15 protein-coding genes are annotated in these 15,488 nt (G+C 58.6%); 2 read left to right on the top strand and 13 right to left on the bottom strand.

Annotated features, from left to right (window positions below; translation table 11 throughout):
* Positions 1–5: 5 nt before the first annotated feature.
* The 6 genes from ABLV64_RS15280 to ABLV64_RS15255 form a co-directional block, all read right to left on the bottom strand.
* Positions 6–1,157 carry a double-cubane-cluster-containing anaerobic reductase gene (locus ABLV64_RS15280; RefSeq protein WP_023319659.1) on the bottom strand — a complete coding sequence of 384 codons (1,152 nt, stop codon included), beginning with the start codon at positions 1,155–1,157 and terminating at the stop codon, positions 6–8.
* Between the two features lie 97 nt (positions 1,158–1,254).
* Positions 1,255–1,494: a DUF2164 domain-containing protein gene (locus ABLV64_RS15275; RefSeq protein WP_004204157.1), complete on the bottom strand. Its 240-nt coding sequence runs from the start codon at positions 1,492–1,494 to the stop codon at positions 1,255–1,257.
* 25 nt (positions 1,495–1,519) lie between these two features.
* A complete protein-coding gene (mdtM, locus tag ABLV64_RS15270) occupies positions 1,520–2,767 on the bottom strand; it encodes a multidrug efflux MFS transporter MdtM (RefSeq protein ID WP_032431187.1) in 1,248 nt (415 codons plus the stop codon).
* Positions 2,768–2,820: 53 nt separating this feature from the next.
* Positions 2,821–4,113, bottom strand: a complete 1,293-nt coding sequence (locus ABLV64_RS15265; protein ID WP_075206397.1) for a DUF445 domain-containing protein — start codon at positions 4,111–4,113, stop codon at positions 2,821–2,823.
* Positions 4,106–4,768: a LysE family translocator gene (locus ABLV64_RS15260; RefSeq protein WP_341807089.1), complete on the bottom strand. Its 663-nt coding sequence runs from the start codon at positions 4,766–4,768 to the stop codon at positions 4,106–4,108. The genes ABLV64_RS15265 and ABLV64_RS15260 overlap by 8 nt, the downstream gene beginning before the upstream one ends.
* Before the next feature lie 47 nt (positions 4,769–4,815).
* Complete coding sequence (locus ABLV64_RS15255; RefSeq protein ID WP_049003531.1) at positions 4,816–5,631, bottom strand: AraC family transcriptional regulator; 816 nt, start codon at positions 5,629–5,631, stop codon at positions 4,816–4,818.
* A 215-nt stretch (positions 5,632–5,846) separates the two neighbouring features.
* On the opposite strand from ABLV64_RS15255, the gene ABLV64_RS15250 reads away from it, so the two are divergent.
* Both ABLV64_RS15250 and ABLV64_RS15245 read left to right on the top strand, forming a co-directional pair.
* Complete coding sequence (locus ABLV64_RS15250; protein ID WP_017899130.1) at positions 5,847–6,749, top strand: Rpn family recombination-promoting nuclease/putative transposase; 903 nt, start codon at positions 5,847–5,849, stop codon at positions 6,747–6,749.
* A gap of 159 nt (positions 6,750–6,908) precedes the next feature.
* A complete protein-coding gene (locus ABLV64_RS15245) occupies positions 6,909–8,279 on the top strand; it encodes an NAD-dependent succinate-semialdehyde dehydrogenase (protein ID WP_128335763.1) in 1,371 nt (456 codons plus the stop codon).
* 48 nt (positions 8,280–8,327) lie between these two features.
* Here ABLV64_RS15245 and ABLV64_RS15240 read toward each other — a convergent pair whose 3' ends face one another.
* The 7 genes from ABLV64_RS15240 to hpaB all read right to left on the bottom strand — a co-directional run bounded on the left by ABLV64_RS15240 (position 8,328) and on the right by hpaB (position 15,408).
* Positions 8,328–8,648 (bottom strand): hypothetical protein, encoded by a 321-nt coding sequence (locus ABLV64_RS15240; RefSeq protein ID WP_004204165.1) that lies wholly within the window; start codon positions 8,646–8,648, stop codon positions 8,328–8,330.
* Positions 8,648–9,193 (bottom strand): YfaZ family outer membrane protein, encoded by a 546-nt coding sequence (locus ABLV64_RS15235; protein WP_004204167.1) that lies wholly within the window; start codon positions 9,191–9,193, stop codon positions 8,648–8,650. The genes ABLV64_RS15240 and ABLV64_RS15235 overlap by 1 nt, the downstream gene beginning before the upstream one ends.
* A 392-nt stretch (positions 9,194–9,585) precedes the next feature.
* On the bottom strand, positions 9,586–10,542 hold the full coding sequence (gene yjiA / locus ABLV64_RS15230; protein WP_064151046.1) for a GTPase: 957 nt from the start codon (positions 10,540–10,542) through the stop codon (positions 9,586–9,588).
* 11 nt (positions 10,543–10,553) lie between these two features.
* On the bottom strand, positions 10,554–10,757 hold the full coding sequence (locus ABLV64_RS15225) for a YbdD/YjiX family protein (protein ID WP_004204171.1): 204 nt from the start codon (positions 10,755–10,757) through the stop codon (positions 10,554–10,556).
* A gap of 110 nt (positions 10,758–10,867) precedes the next feature.
* Entirely contained in the window at positions 10,868–13,018 is a 2,151-nt protein-coding gene (locus ABLV64_RS15220; protein ID WP_004204173.1) for a carbon starvation CstA family protein, read from the bottom strand.
* A gap of 295 nt (positions 13,019–13,313) precedes the next feature.
* On the bottom strand, positions 13,314–13,826 hold the full coding sequence (locus ABLV64_RS15215; protein WP_017899127.1) for a 4-hydroxyphenylacetate 3-monooxygenase reductase subunit: 513 nt from the start codon (positions 13,824–13,826) through the stop codon (positions 13,314–13,316).
* A gap of 19 nt (positions 13,827–13,845) precedes the next feature.
* Positions 13,846–15,408 carry a 4-hydroxyphenylacetate 3-monooxygenase, oxygenase component gene (hpaB, locus tag ABLV64_RS15210; protein ID WP_002887473.1) on the bottom strand — a complete coding sequence of 521 codons (1,563 nt, stop codon included), beginning with the start codon at positions 15,406–15,408 and terminating at the stop codon, positions 13,846–13,848.
* Positions 15,409–15,488 lie beyond the last annotated feature (80 nt).

Raw genomic sequence — 15,488 nt, 5'->3', positions numbered from 1 at the left:
GCTCCTTACAGCATTTCGATAAAGGCGGCGACGCGGGTGCTGAGCTGGCCGAGGTCCGCTGTCGAATAGTCGGTTTCTATCGCCATATAAGGAAGGTCGTGCTGCTGGCGGAGATGGCGTTTAATGGCCAGCGATTCCACGGCATAGGTATGGCAGGCCTGCAGAATGACGTCGATCACCCCGTCGGCCTGGTACTCCTCCACCATCTGGCTCAGCAGCTGCAGGCGCTGATGGTTAGGGGAAATACAGGAGCAGCCGATGGCGAGATATTTGTCGGTTAAGGCGTCGTAGACGTCGCCCTCTTCCGCCACGCAGCGCTCGGTGGCCTTCGCGCCGGTGCAGTTTTCATAGCCCACCACCCAGCCGCCGTTTTCTTCGATGGCGCGGACCACTTTTTCCGCCGCGCCGCCGATCGGGCAGCCGGTGATCAGAATGCGCGGGCGGGATGCCAGTCGTTTACCCTGCCGCCACTCCTGACGGATGCGTTCCGCCATGGCGTTGAGCTCGTCAATCAGCGCGGTTTTGTCGAAGCGGAAGGTGGCGCCGTACACCACTTTCAGGATGTCGCCGCCGCTGAGCGCCGGCGGATTGAGCTGCCCGAGACGATAAAAGTGGGCCAGCGCCCGGCGTTCACGGTTTTTCAGCACGATGGCTTCGCGCAGCGCCGCCTCGCTAATCGGCGCGCCAAACCGCGCCTCAATCACCTGTTGCAGGCGCAGGATCTCCGCTTTCCACAGCGCGCGGGAGGCCGCGTCGCTGGCGCTGTTCGGCAGCTGCATCACGTGGACCGCCTTGAACTCGGCCATGTACTCGTACATTTTCTTTTTGCCGTCGCAGGTGGTTTCCCCGACCACCAGGTCAGAGAAATAGAAGTAGGGGCATTTATCGGTTTTGCCGAAGCCGTAGCTGCTTTTGATTAACGGACAGAGATTGCGCGGCAGATCTTTTTCCGCTTCCTCGATGGTTTCATCGGAGGTAGAGCACAGCGAGACCACCACGGCCCCCGCCGCCATAGCGATCTCCTGAGGCATAAAGGTGCAGTAGGTACCCACCAGCGGCACGTTCTGCTCTTTAAGATCCATGACGGTGAGAAAGCCCTTCTGGCGAGCTTCCGAGAACTGGTCAAAAATAGCGGGTAGATCGGTGATAAGCGACATGGTTTTCCTTCCCCGTACACGGGAGATGCTGAAAGAGTCGCCATTATAACCCTGTTGTTTGTATGCTTTTATTGATCTCCTGCGTCTGCGCGCGGCGTTAATAGACCTTCTTTAAATCCATCTCTTCCTGGATCCGCTCGCTCCACGCCAGATGAGTGCGGATGGCCTCTTCGATACCGGCGTTGTAGAACAGCGGCCCCAGCTCCTGGGCGATAAAGTCGACAAAAAATTCAGCGTCAAACTGCTCCAGCTCGAGGTTAAACGTCTCTTCGCAGTACTTGCTGAGCCTGTCGCGCAGCAGGTCACGCTGCGCCGGGCTGAGTTCAATCTCACTCATGATGGGGCTTTCTCCGTAAAAGGGGTCACGACTGCCGGGCTTCAATGACCGCTTGCGCACACTGACGCTGGTGGCGTAACAGTCCGGCGAGGCAGCAGGCGGCGATGAGCCCGGCGGCCACCGCTAACAGGTGGAAGGGCAGTCTCCCGCCATGGAACCACAGCCAGCGCGCGCCTTCAATCGATAAGGCGCTGACGCTGAGGATCACGATATTCAGCGAAGCGGAGACCGTGCCTTTCGGCAGGTCGTTGGAAAAGAGGGTAAAGCGGAACAGCGTCGGGAAAATTAGCCCGATGCCGAAGGCGTAGAAGCAGGTGCCGAGCACCGACCACAGCCAGACGTGCGGCCATACCAGATTCCCAACGATCAGGATGGCCAGGCCGAGCATCTGTACCGGCACCGCGCTGAGGACAAAGCGCGGGCGGGTGGGATCTTTTACCCAGCGCGCCACCGACAGGTTGGCGATGATGACGGCGCTGAAGACCGGCACCTGGCTCCAGGCGAACTCGCTGGTGGTCAGCCCGCCGGCGTCCATTAAAATCACCGGCGATACCGCCACCCAGCTCATCAGTGGAATATAGCTCAGCGACAGCGTGGCGGCGCCGAGCAAAAAGATGCGGTTGCGAAAGACGTTGCGAAAATCGCGCAGCACGCCCAGGGGGCTGAACGGCACATCGCCCCGGCGCACCGTCTCCGGCATGGTCAACAGCAGCCCCAGCCAGGCCACCAGCCCCATGGCGGCGATAATGCCGAACAGCGCTTTCCAGTGGATAAAATGCATCAGCGCCGCGCCGGAGAGCGGGCCGACGATCGGTGCCACCAGCACGACGGAGGTGATCACCGCCATCAGCCTGATCGACCTTTTTTCCTCAAAGGCTTCCTGCACGGTGACGTAGCCGACGGTGGCAATAAAGCAGATGCTGGTGCCCTGCACGAAGCGGGCAATCAGGAACTGGGTCATGGAGGTGGTGAACAGCGTCGCCAGGCAGGCGAGGGTGAAAATGAGCGCGCCGGTGAGCAGTACCGGACGCCGTCCGATTCGGTCAGAGAGCGGCCCCAGCAGCCACTGCAGCGCCATGCCGCCGGCCATATACAGGCTTACCGAGGCTGGGGCCAGCGCCACATCGGCGTTAAAATCCCGCACCACGTGGAGGATCCCCGGCTGGATCAGGTCGGTGGTGAGATAGGCGGAAAAATCATACAGAATGAGCGCCGCCGGGAAGAACAGCGCGGCGGCGTGCCGGGTTAGCCAGTGGGTCATCCGGTGCATTATCTCGCCCTCCCTGTGGAATATTTATCAGCGCTATTGTTCAGATAGTATCATTGCTAACCAATATGCAGATGCAGCAGCGAGGGGATCTGCGAGAGCAGCCACAACAACAGACCGATAGTTCCACCCACCAGGGTGCCGTTGATGCGGATGAACTGCAGATCTTTACCGATGTTGAGCTCGATCTGCCGCGACATATCGCGGGCGTCCCAGCTCTTCACCGTGTCGCTGATATGTCGAGTGAGGAAGGCGGCGAACTCCGGCGCCACCCGATGCGCCGCCTGCTCCAGGTGTTCGTTGAGCGATTCGCGCAGCGCGTCGTCGCGGAGTAAGGTTTCACCGAACCACTGGCCGGCCTCGGCGATGCGCTGCTTGATACGCGAGTCGTCGCTGCTGATATCGTTTTTTACCCAGCCGCGCAGGTCTCCCCACACTTCGCCAAGATAGCGGTTGAAGGTCTCATCATTTTTCAACCAGGCTTTGATGTTATCGGCCTTCTGCGCCAGTTCCGGGTCGGATTTCAGGTTATCGATTAGCTTTTGCGTCGCGCGGTCAAAGGTCTGGCGGATCTGGTGGGTGCGATCGTGGGTGACTTCGTCCAGTAGGGTATTCACGGCGTCGGTGACCATCTCGGCGCTGTGCTCGCCGAGCCACTCGGTGGGTAACAGCCTGGCCTTCAGCGGATGTTCGGTCTCCAGCCAGTGTACGATGCCGCGGGCGATAAAAGCGCGGGAGCTGTCGCGCTGCAGCAGGGCGATCAGCTGATTTATCAGCGAATCCAGCAGCTTTTGATGGCGGTTGTCGCGGGTCAACCCCTCCAGCATCATGGCGCTGGTCTGCGTCAGGTCGACCTTATCGATCGCCTTATGCACCGCGCGCCGCAGCAGGCGCTGAATGCGGGCGTCATCGGTCAGTTCGAGAAAACCGCTCATCACCTGCAGCAGGTGTTGGCCAACCCGCCGGGCGTTCTCAGGCTGGCTGAACCAGTTGCCGAGCATCAGCGCTGGTTGATAGCGGCGGATCAGCGCCACCAGCGACGGGGTATCGAGGAACTTCTCCTCAACGAAGCGGCCGAGGTTGTCGGCGATGCGATCTTTGTTGCGCGGGATAATCGCGGTATGGCGGGCGACAAAGGGCAGCGGAATACGGCGAAACAGGGCCACCACCGCAAACCAGTCGGCCAGCGCCCCGACCATCGCCGCTTCGGAAATGGCCTTCAGCGCGCTGACCCACGGCGTCGGCGGCAGCAGCAGGGTGGTAATAAATAGCGCGGCGGCGATCAGCAGCAGCGACAGCGCCAGCAGTTTGGCGCGTTTCAGTACAGCGAGTTTTTCCATAAACTTAAGCATATAACCTGACGGCGAGGTCGTGCAAAAATCGCCAGATAATCCACAGACCGAACAACATCAGGATCGCCCCCGCAGCCCGCTCGACCCGCCAGACGATGGCGCTCAGGCGGCGCTGTACCTGCGGCAGCGCAATCGCGCTCACCAGCAGTAAATCCCAGAAGAACACCACGCTGACCATCCACAGCCCGCTCACCGTTTGCTGCAGCAGGGTGACCGCCGGCCCCAGCAGGGAGGTCATCAGCGCCAGATAAAACAGCGCATTCTTCGGGTTGAGCAGCGATGACCCCAGCCCCAGCAGTAGCTGCTTGCCGAACCCCGGACGCGATGCGCGAACGCTCTCCACCGCCAGCGCCGCGGGACAGCTGCGAATCAGCAGGCTGCCAATCCACAGTAAGTAGCCCGCGCCCAACAGCTCGATGAGTAAAAACAGCAGCGGCGCCTGGCGCAGAAGTCCCCAGCCAACGATGGCCAGAACAATATACAGCGCATTGCCGGCGGCGATGCCGAGACACAGTCCGAGGCTGCCGCGGATCCGGTAGCGTACAGCGTAACCGACCAGCAGAAAAAAATCGGGGCCCGGGCTGAGCAGGGCGACAAAGTGGGACAGGGCTAACGCCGGGAAGGCGGCGGGGAAGAGAGTCGATAAGGTATGCATAGTGGCCTCGATAATGGTGCTGAGGCCACCCTACGCCAGGTGGAAAATTACTTATTGTCGGAAATTGATCTGCTGTGCGCATACTGCCGCGGCGTGGCGGCGGTATAGCTGACGAAGGTTTTATGGAAATGGCTCTGATCGGCAAAGCCGGCCTGATAGCCGACGTCGGCGATAGGGTCCCCGGCACGTAAGCGCGTTTTCGCATATTCAATGCGCGCCATATTGATCAAACTGGCGGGCGTCAGGCCGGTATCCTGCTTCACGGCGCGGATAACGGTCTCTTTACGTAGCGCGCTATCGTGGGCCAGCTTATCCAGCGATGGCGGCGCCGGCAGATCTGTCGCCAGGCGCTGAAACAGCAGGGCGCTGGCGTGATGTGGCGCCTGCGGCGTGGCGGCGCACAGCGGCAGCGCGTGCAGGAGCTGCGCCACCCGGGCTGGCAGTTGCTCAATGCGGCCGCGGCTCATCAGGGCGACAATCTGCTGGAAGCAGGCAAAGAGAGGGCTGTCGTGCAGCAGCGGCTGCGGCGAGGTGATACTGGCGCCAGGGGGTATATCCGGACGCTGCGCATGGCACCATGCCGCCTCCAGATACAGCATATGATAGCTGCGCGGCCGGTCACGCAGCGGATTACAGCTATGCGGCGCGTGCGGCGGGATCACGATCAGATCCCCGGGCTGCAGGAGATATTCCTGTCCATTGCACAGGCAGCGCGTTTCACCGTCGATAATCGCCCCCACCGAGAGCTGCGGGTGGCTGTGGCGCTTATAGGCCTGACGGCTGCGCCAGGTGCTGCGCAGCTCCAGCCACGGCAGGCGATCGTCTCGCCAGAAGGTTTGGGGAATATCTCGGGTATGGTTCACCGCATCGACCTTTGCTGAGGGGATAAATCGTTTATAGCATGCTGCGCCGAGGCTGTCGCCCGCCGGGATTTGCGTACCGCGTCGAAAAAGGATGTCGCGCTTGCAGTCCGGGGAAATATGTTTTCGTCGCGGAATGTAAAACTCCGGTTTCCGGGGTGCCAGAGTCATTCATGGGAGGTAGAGTCCCTGCAGGATAAGCAGGCAGGGATGAGCCGATGGCAAAGGGCACCACCTCGACGCCGCATGATGCGGTGTTTAAACAGTTTCTCACTCAGGCCGACATCGCCCGTGATTTCCTGGCGATCCATCTACCGCCTGCGCTGCGTCAGCGCTGCGACCTCGATACCTTACAGCTGGAGTCGGCAAGCTTTATCGAGGAGAGCCTGCGGGCCTGGTACTCCGATGTGCTGTGGTCACTCAAAACCGCGTCTGGCGAGGGCTACATTTATGTGGTTATCGAACATCAGAGCTCGCCGGATGCACAAATGGCCTTCCGCCTGATGCGCTACGCCATCGCCGCGATGCAGCGCCATCTGGATAGCGGTCATACCAGACTGCCGCTGGTGGTGCCGATGCTGTTCTATCACGGAGCGACCACGCCATACCCGTGGTCGCTCAACTGGCTGGACTGCTTTGCCGATCCACCGCTGGCGAGGGAGCTTTATGCCTCGCCCTTTCCGCTGGTGGATATCACGGTGATCCCCGACGATGAGATCGTTCGTCACCGGCGCGTGGCATTACTCGAGCTGATACAAAAGCATATTCGCCAGCGCGATTTAATGGGGATTGTTGAGCAGCTGACGACGATTTTACTTAGCGGTGACGCTAATGACAGGCAGATAAAAACGCTGTTTAATTATCTGCTGCAGACTGGCAACGCGCGCCGCTTTGGCCGGTTTATCCAGGAAGTGGCGCAACGGGTTCCTCAGCACAGGGAGAGATTGATGACCATCGCCGAACGATTACAGGAAGTGTGGCGCAGAAAAGGCAAGCGTGAAGGACAGCATGCCGAGGCGCTGCGCATTGCCCAGAGGATGCTGGCCGACGGCATTGCCCGCGAGACGGTGGTGAAAATCACCGGCCTGACCGCCGATGAGGTCGCCGCGCTGGCGCATTGATAACGCCGGGGCGGCATGACGGTCGCCCCGGTTAGCCACCGTTATGGAATATTCCGGATATACCTAACTTTACCCGCATCGCCAGCCATCTCGACTACTCTTAATATCCTTAACGGCATTTTTGACTGCCTTTATAGCGATAACAAGGAGACATGCGATATGGCCTATCAGACGGTGAATCCTGCGAACAATCAGCTTATTAAAACGTACCCGGCGCACAGCGATGCGGACGTGGAGGCGGCGCTGCGGCAGGCGGATGCGCTCTATCATTCTGCCTGGGCGAAAGGGGATATCGAACCGCGCCTGGCGGTGCTGCATAAGCTGGCGGATCTGATCGACAGCCGGGTGGAAGATCTGGCGAAAATCGCCAGCCAGGAGATGGGGAAACTCATTAAGCAGAGCCGCGGCGAAGTGAAACTGTGCGCGCAAATCGCCCGCTATTACGCCGATAACGCCAAATCGTTCCTGGCGCCGGTGAAGTATCCCTCCGAACTGGGTGAAGCATGGGTTGAGCACCACCCCATCGGCGTCTTACTGGCGGTAGAGCCGTGGAACTTCCCCTATTACCAGCTGATGCGCGTCCTGGCGCCAAACCTGGCGGCCGGGAACCCGGTTATCGCCAAACACGCCAGCATCGTGCCGCACTGCGCGGAGACCTTTGCTCATCTGGTGCGCGAGGCCGGCGCACCGGAAGGGGCGTGGACCAATCTGTTTATCTCTCAGGATCAGGTGGCGAAGATTATCGCCGACGACCGTGTGCAGGGGGCGGCGCTGACCGGGTCGGAAAAAGCCGGCAGCGTGGTGGCGGCGCAGGCGGCGAAGCATATTAAGAAATCGACCCTGGAACTCGGCGGCAACGATGTGTTTGTGGTGCTCGATGATGCCGACCTCGATCGCGCGGTGAAAATCGGCGTCCAGGCGCGGCTGAATAACGCCGGCCAGGTGTGTACTGCCGCCAAGCGGTTTATTCTGCATGAGAGCATCGCTGAGTCGTTTCTGACGAAATTTAGCGAGGCGTTTCGCCAGGTAAAAATAGGCGATCCGCTGGATGAAAGCACCACGCTGGGGCCGCTCTCCTCTAAAGATGCGCTGGAAACCTTGAGCAAGCAGGTGGACGAGGCGGTCAAAAACGGCGCCACGCTGCATCTGGGCGGCAAAGCGGTGGCGCGGGAAGGCAACTTCTTTGAACCCACTATCCTGACCGGTATCACCCGTGACAACCCGGCGTACTTCGAAGAGTTCTTTGGCCCGGTGGCGCAGATCTATGTGGTGAAAAACGATGAGGAGGCGATTGCGCTTGCCAATGATTCTCACTATGGCCTGGGCGGCGCGGTGTTCAGTCAGGACATCGAACGCGCCAAACGGATGGCATCCGCCATTGAAACCGGGATGGTCTATATCAACTGGCTGACCGATACCGCGCCCGAACTGCCGTTTGGCGGCGTGAAGCGTTCCGGTTATGGCCGGGAGCTCTCCGATCTCGGTATCAAAGAGTTCGTGAACCAGAAGCTGGTGGTGGTGCGCCGCTAGGCCGGCCATAAAAAAACCTGCCATCCGGCAGGTTTTTTTATAATAGATTTATTGCACTTCGACTTTATCCCAGCCGCTTTTGAACATACAGCTGTCGACTAAGGTCTCCCGCTGATATTCATTCGCGTCTTCTACCGTATAACTTGTTTCAACATCCTGTTTCTTTTGCTTTTTGTCCGTTTTTTCTGAACTGGACCCGGTCACCACGTTATCCGGCGGGAGATCGACCAGGGCCTGCGCTTCACATTCGGTGAGCTTTTTATGCATCTCGGCATCGCTTAAACCCGGCTTCACCCAGGTATACTGAGTGCAGCCGGTCAGCAGCAACGCCAGGCTCAGCGCAGAGAGCGCGGCGAGACGTGATTTCATCAGAAGGTAACCCCGCCGCCTACGTAGGCGCCGTCAATCAGGGTGTGGTTTGGGCGGCCCTCTTTGCCGTCAACGCTCACGTGACGGTAACCCACCTTCAGGGTCAATGGACCAACCGGGGACCAGCTCACGCCGCCGTTCGCTTCAACATAGTTTTTCACGCTGTTGTTCAGGCCGTCGGGCGCGACATACCCTTCGCCAAATACGTGGATGCTGTCGGTCAGGGCCACGTTCACCCCGCCGCCGACCGGAAACGCGACGCCGTTATCGCCTTTTTTCGGTCCCAGATAGATAGCTTTCGCGCCAGCGTTGAGCATCACCGGGCCCACTTCCAGATTGTAACCCGCGCCAACGCCGCCGGTCTGGCTACCGTCATCGGTATTCTTCAGCCAGTGGCTTTCGGCATACAGGCCGGAAGAGGATTTACCCATTTCCATATTCAGGTTGGTAAAATTCTTACCTTGTTCAACGGTAAACCCCATTGCCATGGCGGAACCAGAGACCGCGGTCAGGGCAGCAACAATCAGGATGTTAAGCTTTTTCATGGTTTGCTCCTCGTCATTAAATTTGTCTGAGGGCACCTTAACAATCGATGTTTACCTCTGCAAATGTGACTTACGTCGATTTTTTATGCTGGTTTTGTCAGCGGTGTGTTTTGATAATGTTGTAAAGACGTTGGGTTACGGCGAGGTCAATCATGAAATTTGGTCTGTTTAGCAGAGGTTTAATGGGTGAGCTAAACAGAAACTGAACAGGGCGGGCATTAATTATTAAGGATCCTATTCATTTAGTTTCTTATTATTTCCAAAAGTGTTTCTACTGTTACTTATAAAAACGTTGATTTACATTTTTCGACGCGATGACGACGTTTTGTTCCTGTCTTTGACGATGTGCGGTGAGAGAAGGGGGCCTGCGCCTTAGCGCGCAGGCGGGTAGGTTAGCGTCGTAACCCGGCAAACGCCGCGCGAATTTCCTCTTCCGGCAACTGAATGCCGATAAACACCAGCGTGCTGTGCGGCGTTTCATCGCCCCACGGGCGATCCCAGTCGGCGCTGTAGAGGCGCTGCACGCCCTGGAACAGCAGCCGATTCGGCTCGCCGTCGATCCACAGCATCCCTTTATAGCGCATCAATTGCTCGGCGAAGGAGAGCAGCAGGTTTTCCATTACCCGTGATACCTCGCTGATATCCACCGGGTAATCCATCTCAACCACGATTGATGACACGTCGTTTTGCTTCTCGGCCATAAAGTGGAAACGCGGTGTGCTGTTAACGACCTTCTCTTCCAGCATAAAGCCGCTGGTGTTAAACAGCTGGCTTAGATCGATATCGCCATGAATGACGGTATAAATCGGCGCCCGGGCATTGATGCGCGCCAGGCGTTCGCGCAGCTTTTCGGTATCGCCGGCAACATCAATTTTGGTCAGCAAAATGCGGTCCGCGTAGCCCACCTGCGACTGGGCGATGGTGAACTGATCCATCTGCTGGTCGGCATGGACCGCATCCACCAGGGCGATCACGCCATCCAGCAGATAGCGCTCGCAAAGCACCTCATGGGAGAAAAAGGTCTGGATAATCGGCCCCGGGTCGGCCATGCCGGTGCACTCAATCACCAGCCGGTCAAACTCGATTTCGCCGCGATCGCGGCTGTCGAGGAGATCGAGCAGGGCGTCTTCCAGTTCGTTGGATCGCGTACAGCAGATGCAGCCGTTGGTCAGGGTTTTGATCTGCGTGGCGCGGTCGCCGATCAGCTGATCGTCAACGGAGACTTCGCCAAATTCATTTTCAATCACGGCGATTTTGAAACCGTGCTGCTCATTCAGGATATGGCGCAGGAGGGTGGTTTTTCCTGCGCCGAGAAAACCGGTGAGTAGGGTGACTGCAATCGGTGCCATTATTGCCTCCATTAACAGCAGCGGACGCCGCCTTTGCCGTCGCCGCCGTAGCGGGCCTGCTGGCGTTCGCGGAAGAATTCTTCATAAGTCATGTACGGCTGATCCGGATGGTTGGTTTGCATATGGGCGACGTAGTTGTCGTAATCCGGAATGCCAATCAGCATTTTCGCCGCCTGACCGAGATATTTTTTAGCCTGACCTAAGTTACCAAACATTGTAAGTTCCAGATAACGAATAAAGCCGGATGGCGACTCGCGCCTTATCCGGCCTACGTTAATGCGCTTGTTTGTAGGCCGGATAAACGTAGCGCTATCCGGCATCAGAGTTAATGATGTGACGAGGTCTTCACACCGCCTTCCGGTACCGGCACGTACGGGGTCTCTTTGTCGGTGCGCACCTTATTGTTGCGCACGTTGAGCCAGGTTTTGATGCCGTAGAAGATGATGCTGTACACCACCACCAGGAACAGGATACTCAGCCCGGCGTTGGTGTAGTTGTTGACCACGATATGATTCATGTTGGCAATCTGCTGCGCGGTCAGCTCGCCGCCGGCAGCAATCTTCTCTTTATACTGCTGAGCCATAAAGAAGAAGCCTTCCATCTGCGGGTTGGTGCTGAACAGCTTCAGGCCCAGCGCCCAGGTGGTGCACAGCAGCAGCCACGCAGCCGGGATCACGGTGACCCAGATATATTTGGTGCGTTGCATTTTGACCAGCACCACGGTGCCAAGCACCAGCGCCACGGCGGCCAGCATCTGGTTAGAAATACCGAACAGCGGCCACAGGCTCTTCACGCCGCCCAGCGGGTCGACCACGCCCTGATACAGCAGGTAGCCCCACAGCCCGACGCAGCCCGCGGTACCGATAATCCCGGCGACCAGCGAGTCGGTTTTTTTCAGGAACGGCACGAAGTTACCCAGCAGATCCTGCAGCATAAAGCGGCCTGCGCGGGTACCGGCATCCAGCGCGGTGAGGATAAACAGCGCTTCAAACAGGATACCAAAGTGGTACCAGAAGCCCATATCCGCCATCGGGATGATTTTATGGAACACGTGGGCGATACCGACGGCCAGCGTCGGCGCGCCGCCGGCGCGGTTCAGTACCGAAGGTTCGCCGATATCTTTCGCCGTCTGCAGGATCTGCTCAGGTGAAATCACGAAGCCCCAGGAGCTGACGGTCGCCGCCGCGTGGACGGTCACTTCTTTCAGCTGCGCGGCGATCATCGCCGCGTTTTCACCGCCCATTTCGTGCAGGTTCGGCATGACGATGCCCAGGCCCGCCGGCGGGGTGTTCATCGCGAAGTAGAGACCCGGTTCGATAATCGATGCCGCGACCAGCGCCATGATGGCCACGAAAGATTCCATCAGCATCGCGCCATAGCCGATAAAGCGGGCATCGGTTTCGTTGGCCAGCAGCTTCGGCGTGGTGCCGGAGGCGATCAGCGCGTGGAAGCCGGAGACCGCGCCGCAGGCGATAGTGATAAACAGGAACGGGAACAGGGCGCCTTTCCACAGCGGGCCGGTGCCATCAATGTACTGGGTCACTGCCGGCATTTTCAGGTCCGGGTTGAGGATAACGATCCCCAGCGCCAGGCCGACGATAACGCCGATTTTCAGGAAAGTAGCCAGATAGTCACGCGGCGCCAGAATCAGCCATACCGGCAGCAGGGCGGAGATAAACGCGTAGCCAATCAGGGTAAAGGTGATGGTGGTGTCTTTAAAGGTCAGCGCCGGGCCCCAGTAGGGGTCGTGAGCAATAATGCCGCCGAACCAGATGGAGGCCACCAGCAGCACGATACCGATAACCGACACTTCACCCACGCGGCCCGGGCGCAGGAAGCGCATGTAGATACCCATGAACAGCGCGATAGGTACCGTCGAGCAGACGGTAAAGACGCCCCACGGGCTCTCCGCCAGCGCTTTCACTACGATCAGCGCCAGTACCGCGAGGATGATGATCATAATCAGGAAGCAGCCGAACAGGGCGATAGAGCCCGGAACCGGCCCCATCTCCTGCTTGATCATCTCGCCCAGCGAGGCACCGTTACGCCGCGAGGAGATAAACAGCACCATAAAGTCCTGTACTGCCCCCGCCAGCACCACGCCGGCCAGCAGCCAGAGGGTGCCAGGCAGATAGCCCATCTGCGCGGCAAGCACCGGGCCCACCAGCGGGCCGGCGCCGGCAATGGCGGCGAAGTGGTGGCCAAACAGCACGTAGCGGTTGGTCGGCACATAGTTCAGGCCATCGTTATTAATGACCGCCGGCGTCGAGCGCGTCGGGTCAAGCTTCATCACCTTCTGCGCGATATACAGGCTGTAATACCGGTAGGCGACGAGGTACACGGAAACCGACGCCACGACGATCCACAGGGCACTGACGTGCTCACCGCGGCGCAGGGCGACGACTGAGAGGCAAAATGCCCCGATGATTCCGAGAATCACCCAGGGTATGTGCTTGAGTAGTTTTTTGGTATCCATAGTAAAACCTGGCGTTAATTAGATGAATAATTGGCCGAAGCCGTCTGGTTTTAAGTAAGGGTTAATGGAGGTATTGATTAGCTAGGCTGGCTTCGATCTTGCCAGAACTACGCGCGCGTAAAGTTGGGTAAATCGGTGAGTGGTTGTATAGGGGGTTAAGCGGTTACTGGAGGGGGTAAGCGGTTGGCTACGAAGTGAACAGGGCTGGATTATGTGATTGTGATCACAGGAGATTGTGGCCTGCGACTCTGTTGGTTAACGCTCCTCCCCAACCGGGGAGGAGCAGGCGAGGCCATTACACCGCGACTTCCATGTCCATCATCACCGGGTGGAAACGGCGTTTAAAGTAAATCAGGCCGTGGCCTTGCGGGCTCAGGGTAATATTGCGGATCTCCACCAGATATACCAGGTGGGTACCGATGGTTTGCACCTGGCTAATCTCGCCTTCGAGACTGGCCAGCGAGCCCTTCAGCACCGGCTGCCCGAGCGCGCCGTGCTGCCAGCCGCTGAGGGCAAACCGCTCTTCCATCGTCACCCCGGTCATCCCGGCGAAATGACGGGCCATGATTTCCTGTTCGTGGTTCAGCACGTTGATGCACAACTTGCCGTTGCCCTGAAACACCGGGTTCATCGCGCTGTTGGCGTTGATACACACCATCACCGATGGCGGCGTATCCGTCACCGAGCACACCGCCGTGGCGGTAATCCCGCAGCGGCCGGCTTCGCCTGCGGTAGTGACCACATTCACCGCCGCCGACAGGCTGGCCATGGCATCGCGAAAACGCAGGCGTTGTTCATCTAATTGCATTATGACCTCCCGCTGCGAATTACTTCAGCAGCTTATCCAACATGTTGATATCAGCGTTATTGTGCAGATGCGGCACCGTCCAGCCGTTCTGGTCGTACTCGGACAGGCAGCGGTCGACCATCGCCATCATCTTGTCCATATTGCCGGAGCTCTGCGCCTGGCGCAGACACTGCAGGCGAATCTCATCCTGGCTACCGGAGTAGTTGATTTCATACAGCTCGTGGCGGCCGCCGAATTCGCTGCCGATGGCGTCCCACATCAGTTTTAGGATCTTGATGCGTTCAACGTGATCCATACCGTTGGAGCCGCGCACGTACTTCGCCAGATACTGGTCGATCTGCGGGTTGTTCAGATCGCGGGCGCTGGACGGCAGATAAATCAGGCCGCTGGTGACGTTGCGCTCGATGATGTTTTTGATCTTGGCGTAGGCCATCGGGGCCATCACGCGATAGGTCTGCAGCGCGGCGTGATCCGGCAGCCATGCGCCGTTGACCCACGGCGTCGCTTCCGAGCACATGGAATCGCTTAACGCCCAGAACATGTTGCGCCACGCCACAACTTCGCCAAGGTCGGCCTGCACGCCGCGGAATTCGAGGGTACCGGTACATTCCAGAGAACGCTTCAGCAGGGCGGTGATAAAGTCCAGTTTCACCGCCAGGCGCACGCAGGCCTGCAGCGGATACATGCGGGCGAAACCGCCCTCCATGGTCCAGCGACGGCAGCGGTCAAAGTCGCGGTAAATCAGCACGTTCTCCCAGGGGATCAGCACTTTATCCATGACCAAAATCGCGTCGTTCTCGTCGAAACGGCTGGAGAGCGGATAGTCGTACGGGGACCCGGTCGCGCCGGCGACCATCTCATAGGAGGCGCGGGAGATAAGCTTCACCCCTTCGGCATCCATCGGCGCGACGAACATCAGGGCGAAGTCCGGGTTCTCGCCCATCACCTGTGCGGAGCCGAAGCCGATCATGTTGTAGTGGGTCAGCGCCGAGTTGGTGGCGACTACTTTCGCGCCGCTGACGATGATCCCGGCATCGGTCTCTTTTTCCAGCTTGATGTAAACATCCTTCACTTCATCAGCCGGCTTGTGGCGGTCAATCGGCGGATTGACTATCGCATGGTTAAAGTACAGGCCGGTTTCCTGAATGCGGGTGTACCAGTTGCGGGCGTTCTGCTCGAACTGGCCGTAAAACGCCGGGTTGGCGCCCAGCGCGCAGCCGAAGGCGGCTTTATAGTCCGGGGTGCGGCCCATCCAGCCGTAGCTTAAGCGCGACCATTCGGCGATGGCGTCGCGCTGCTGGCGCAGATCGTCGGCGCTTTTCGCCACGCGGAAGAATTTATGGGTGTAGCCGCCGCTGCCGGTATCGGTGCCCCAGCACAGGGAATCCTGCATCTCCGGTTTGTGCAGCGCATCGTACAGTTGGGCGACAGAAGCCGCGGCATTACGGAAAGCCGGGTGGGTGGTGACATCCTTCACGCGCTCGCCGTAGATATAAATTTCGCGGCCATCCTGCAGGCTTTTTAAATATTCTTCGCCAGTTAACGGGCGTTTCGCGTCGGCGCGGAAATCTTCAGGTTTCATAGGGGCCTCTTCAGTATTTATCGGAAAATAATGTTAAATATATGTTTTGTTTTTGTTGTTTAATTGAAGCGGTTATTGCG

Source organism: Klebsiella sp. JB_Kp031, assembly GCF_040064295.1.
GTDB lineage: Bacteria > Pseudomonadota > Gammaproteobacteria > Enterobacterales > Enterobacteriaceae > Klebsiella > Klebsiella quasipneumoniae.
This window is presented reverse-complemented; position numbering and strand designations above follow the sequence as displayed.

What these genes read in the sequence shown, in the direction of transcription:
- ABLV64_RS15280 (WP_023319659.1), bottom strand. Translation starts at nt 1,157, where the DNA reads ATGTCGCTTATCACCGATCTACCCGCTATTTTTGACCAGTTCTCGGAA.
- ABLV64_RS15275 (WP_004204157.1), bottom strand. Translation starts at nt 1,494, where the DNA reads ATGAGTGAGATTGAACTCAGCCCGGCGCAGCGTGACCTGCTGCGCGAC.
- ABLV64_RS15265 (WP_075206397.1), bottom strand. Translation starts at nt 4,113, where the DNA reads ATGCTTAAGTTTATGGAAAAACTCGCTGTACTGAAACGCGCCAAACTG.
- ABLV64_RS15260 (WP_341807089.1), bottom strand. Translation starts at nt 4,768, where the DNA reads ATGCATACCTTATCGACTCTCTTCCCCGCCGCCTTCCCGGCGTTAGCC.
- ABLV64_RS15250 (WP_017899130.1), top strand. Translation starts at nt 5,847, where the DNA reads ATGGCAAAGGGCACCACCTCGACGCCGCATGATGCGGTGTTTAAACAG.
- ABLV64_RS15245 (WP_128335763.1), top strand. Translation starts at nt 6,909, where the DNA reads ATGGCCTATCAGACGGTGAATCCTGCGAACAATCAGCTTATTAAAACG.
- ABLV64_RS15240 (WP_004204165.1), bottom strand. Translation starts at nt 8,648, where the DNA reads ATGAAATCACGTCTCGCCGCGCTCTCTGCGCTGAGCCTGGCGTTGCTG.
- ABLV64_RS15235 (WP_004204167.1), bottom strand. Translation starts at nt 9,193, where the DNA reads ATGAAAAAGCTTAACATCCTGATTGTTGCTGCCCTGACCGCGGTCTCT.
- yjiA (WP_064151046.1), bottom strand. Translation starts at nt 10,542, where the DNA reads ATGGCACCGATTGCAGTCACCCTACTCACCGGTTTTCTCGGCGCAGGA.
- ABLV64_RS15225 (WP_004204171.1), bottom strand. Translation starts at nt 10,757, where the DNA reads ATGTTTGGTAACTTAGGTCAGGCTAAAAAATATCTCGGTCAGGCGGCG.
- ABLV64_RS15220 (WP_004204173.1), bottom strand. Translation starts at nt 13,018, where the DNA reads ATGGATACCAAAAAACTACTCAAGCACATACCCTGGGTGATTCTCGGA.
- ABLV64_RS15215 (WP_017899127.1), bottom strand. Translation starts at nt 13,826, where the DNA reads ATGCAATTAGATGAACAACGCCTGCGTTTTCGCGATGCCATGGCCAGC.
- hpaB (WP_002887473.1), bottom strand. Translation starts at nt 15,408, where the DNA reads ATGAAACCTGAAGATTTCCGCGCCGACGCGAAACGCCCGTTAACTGGC.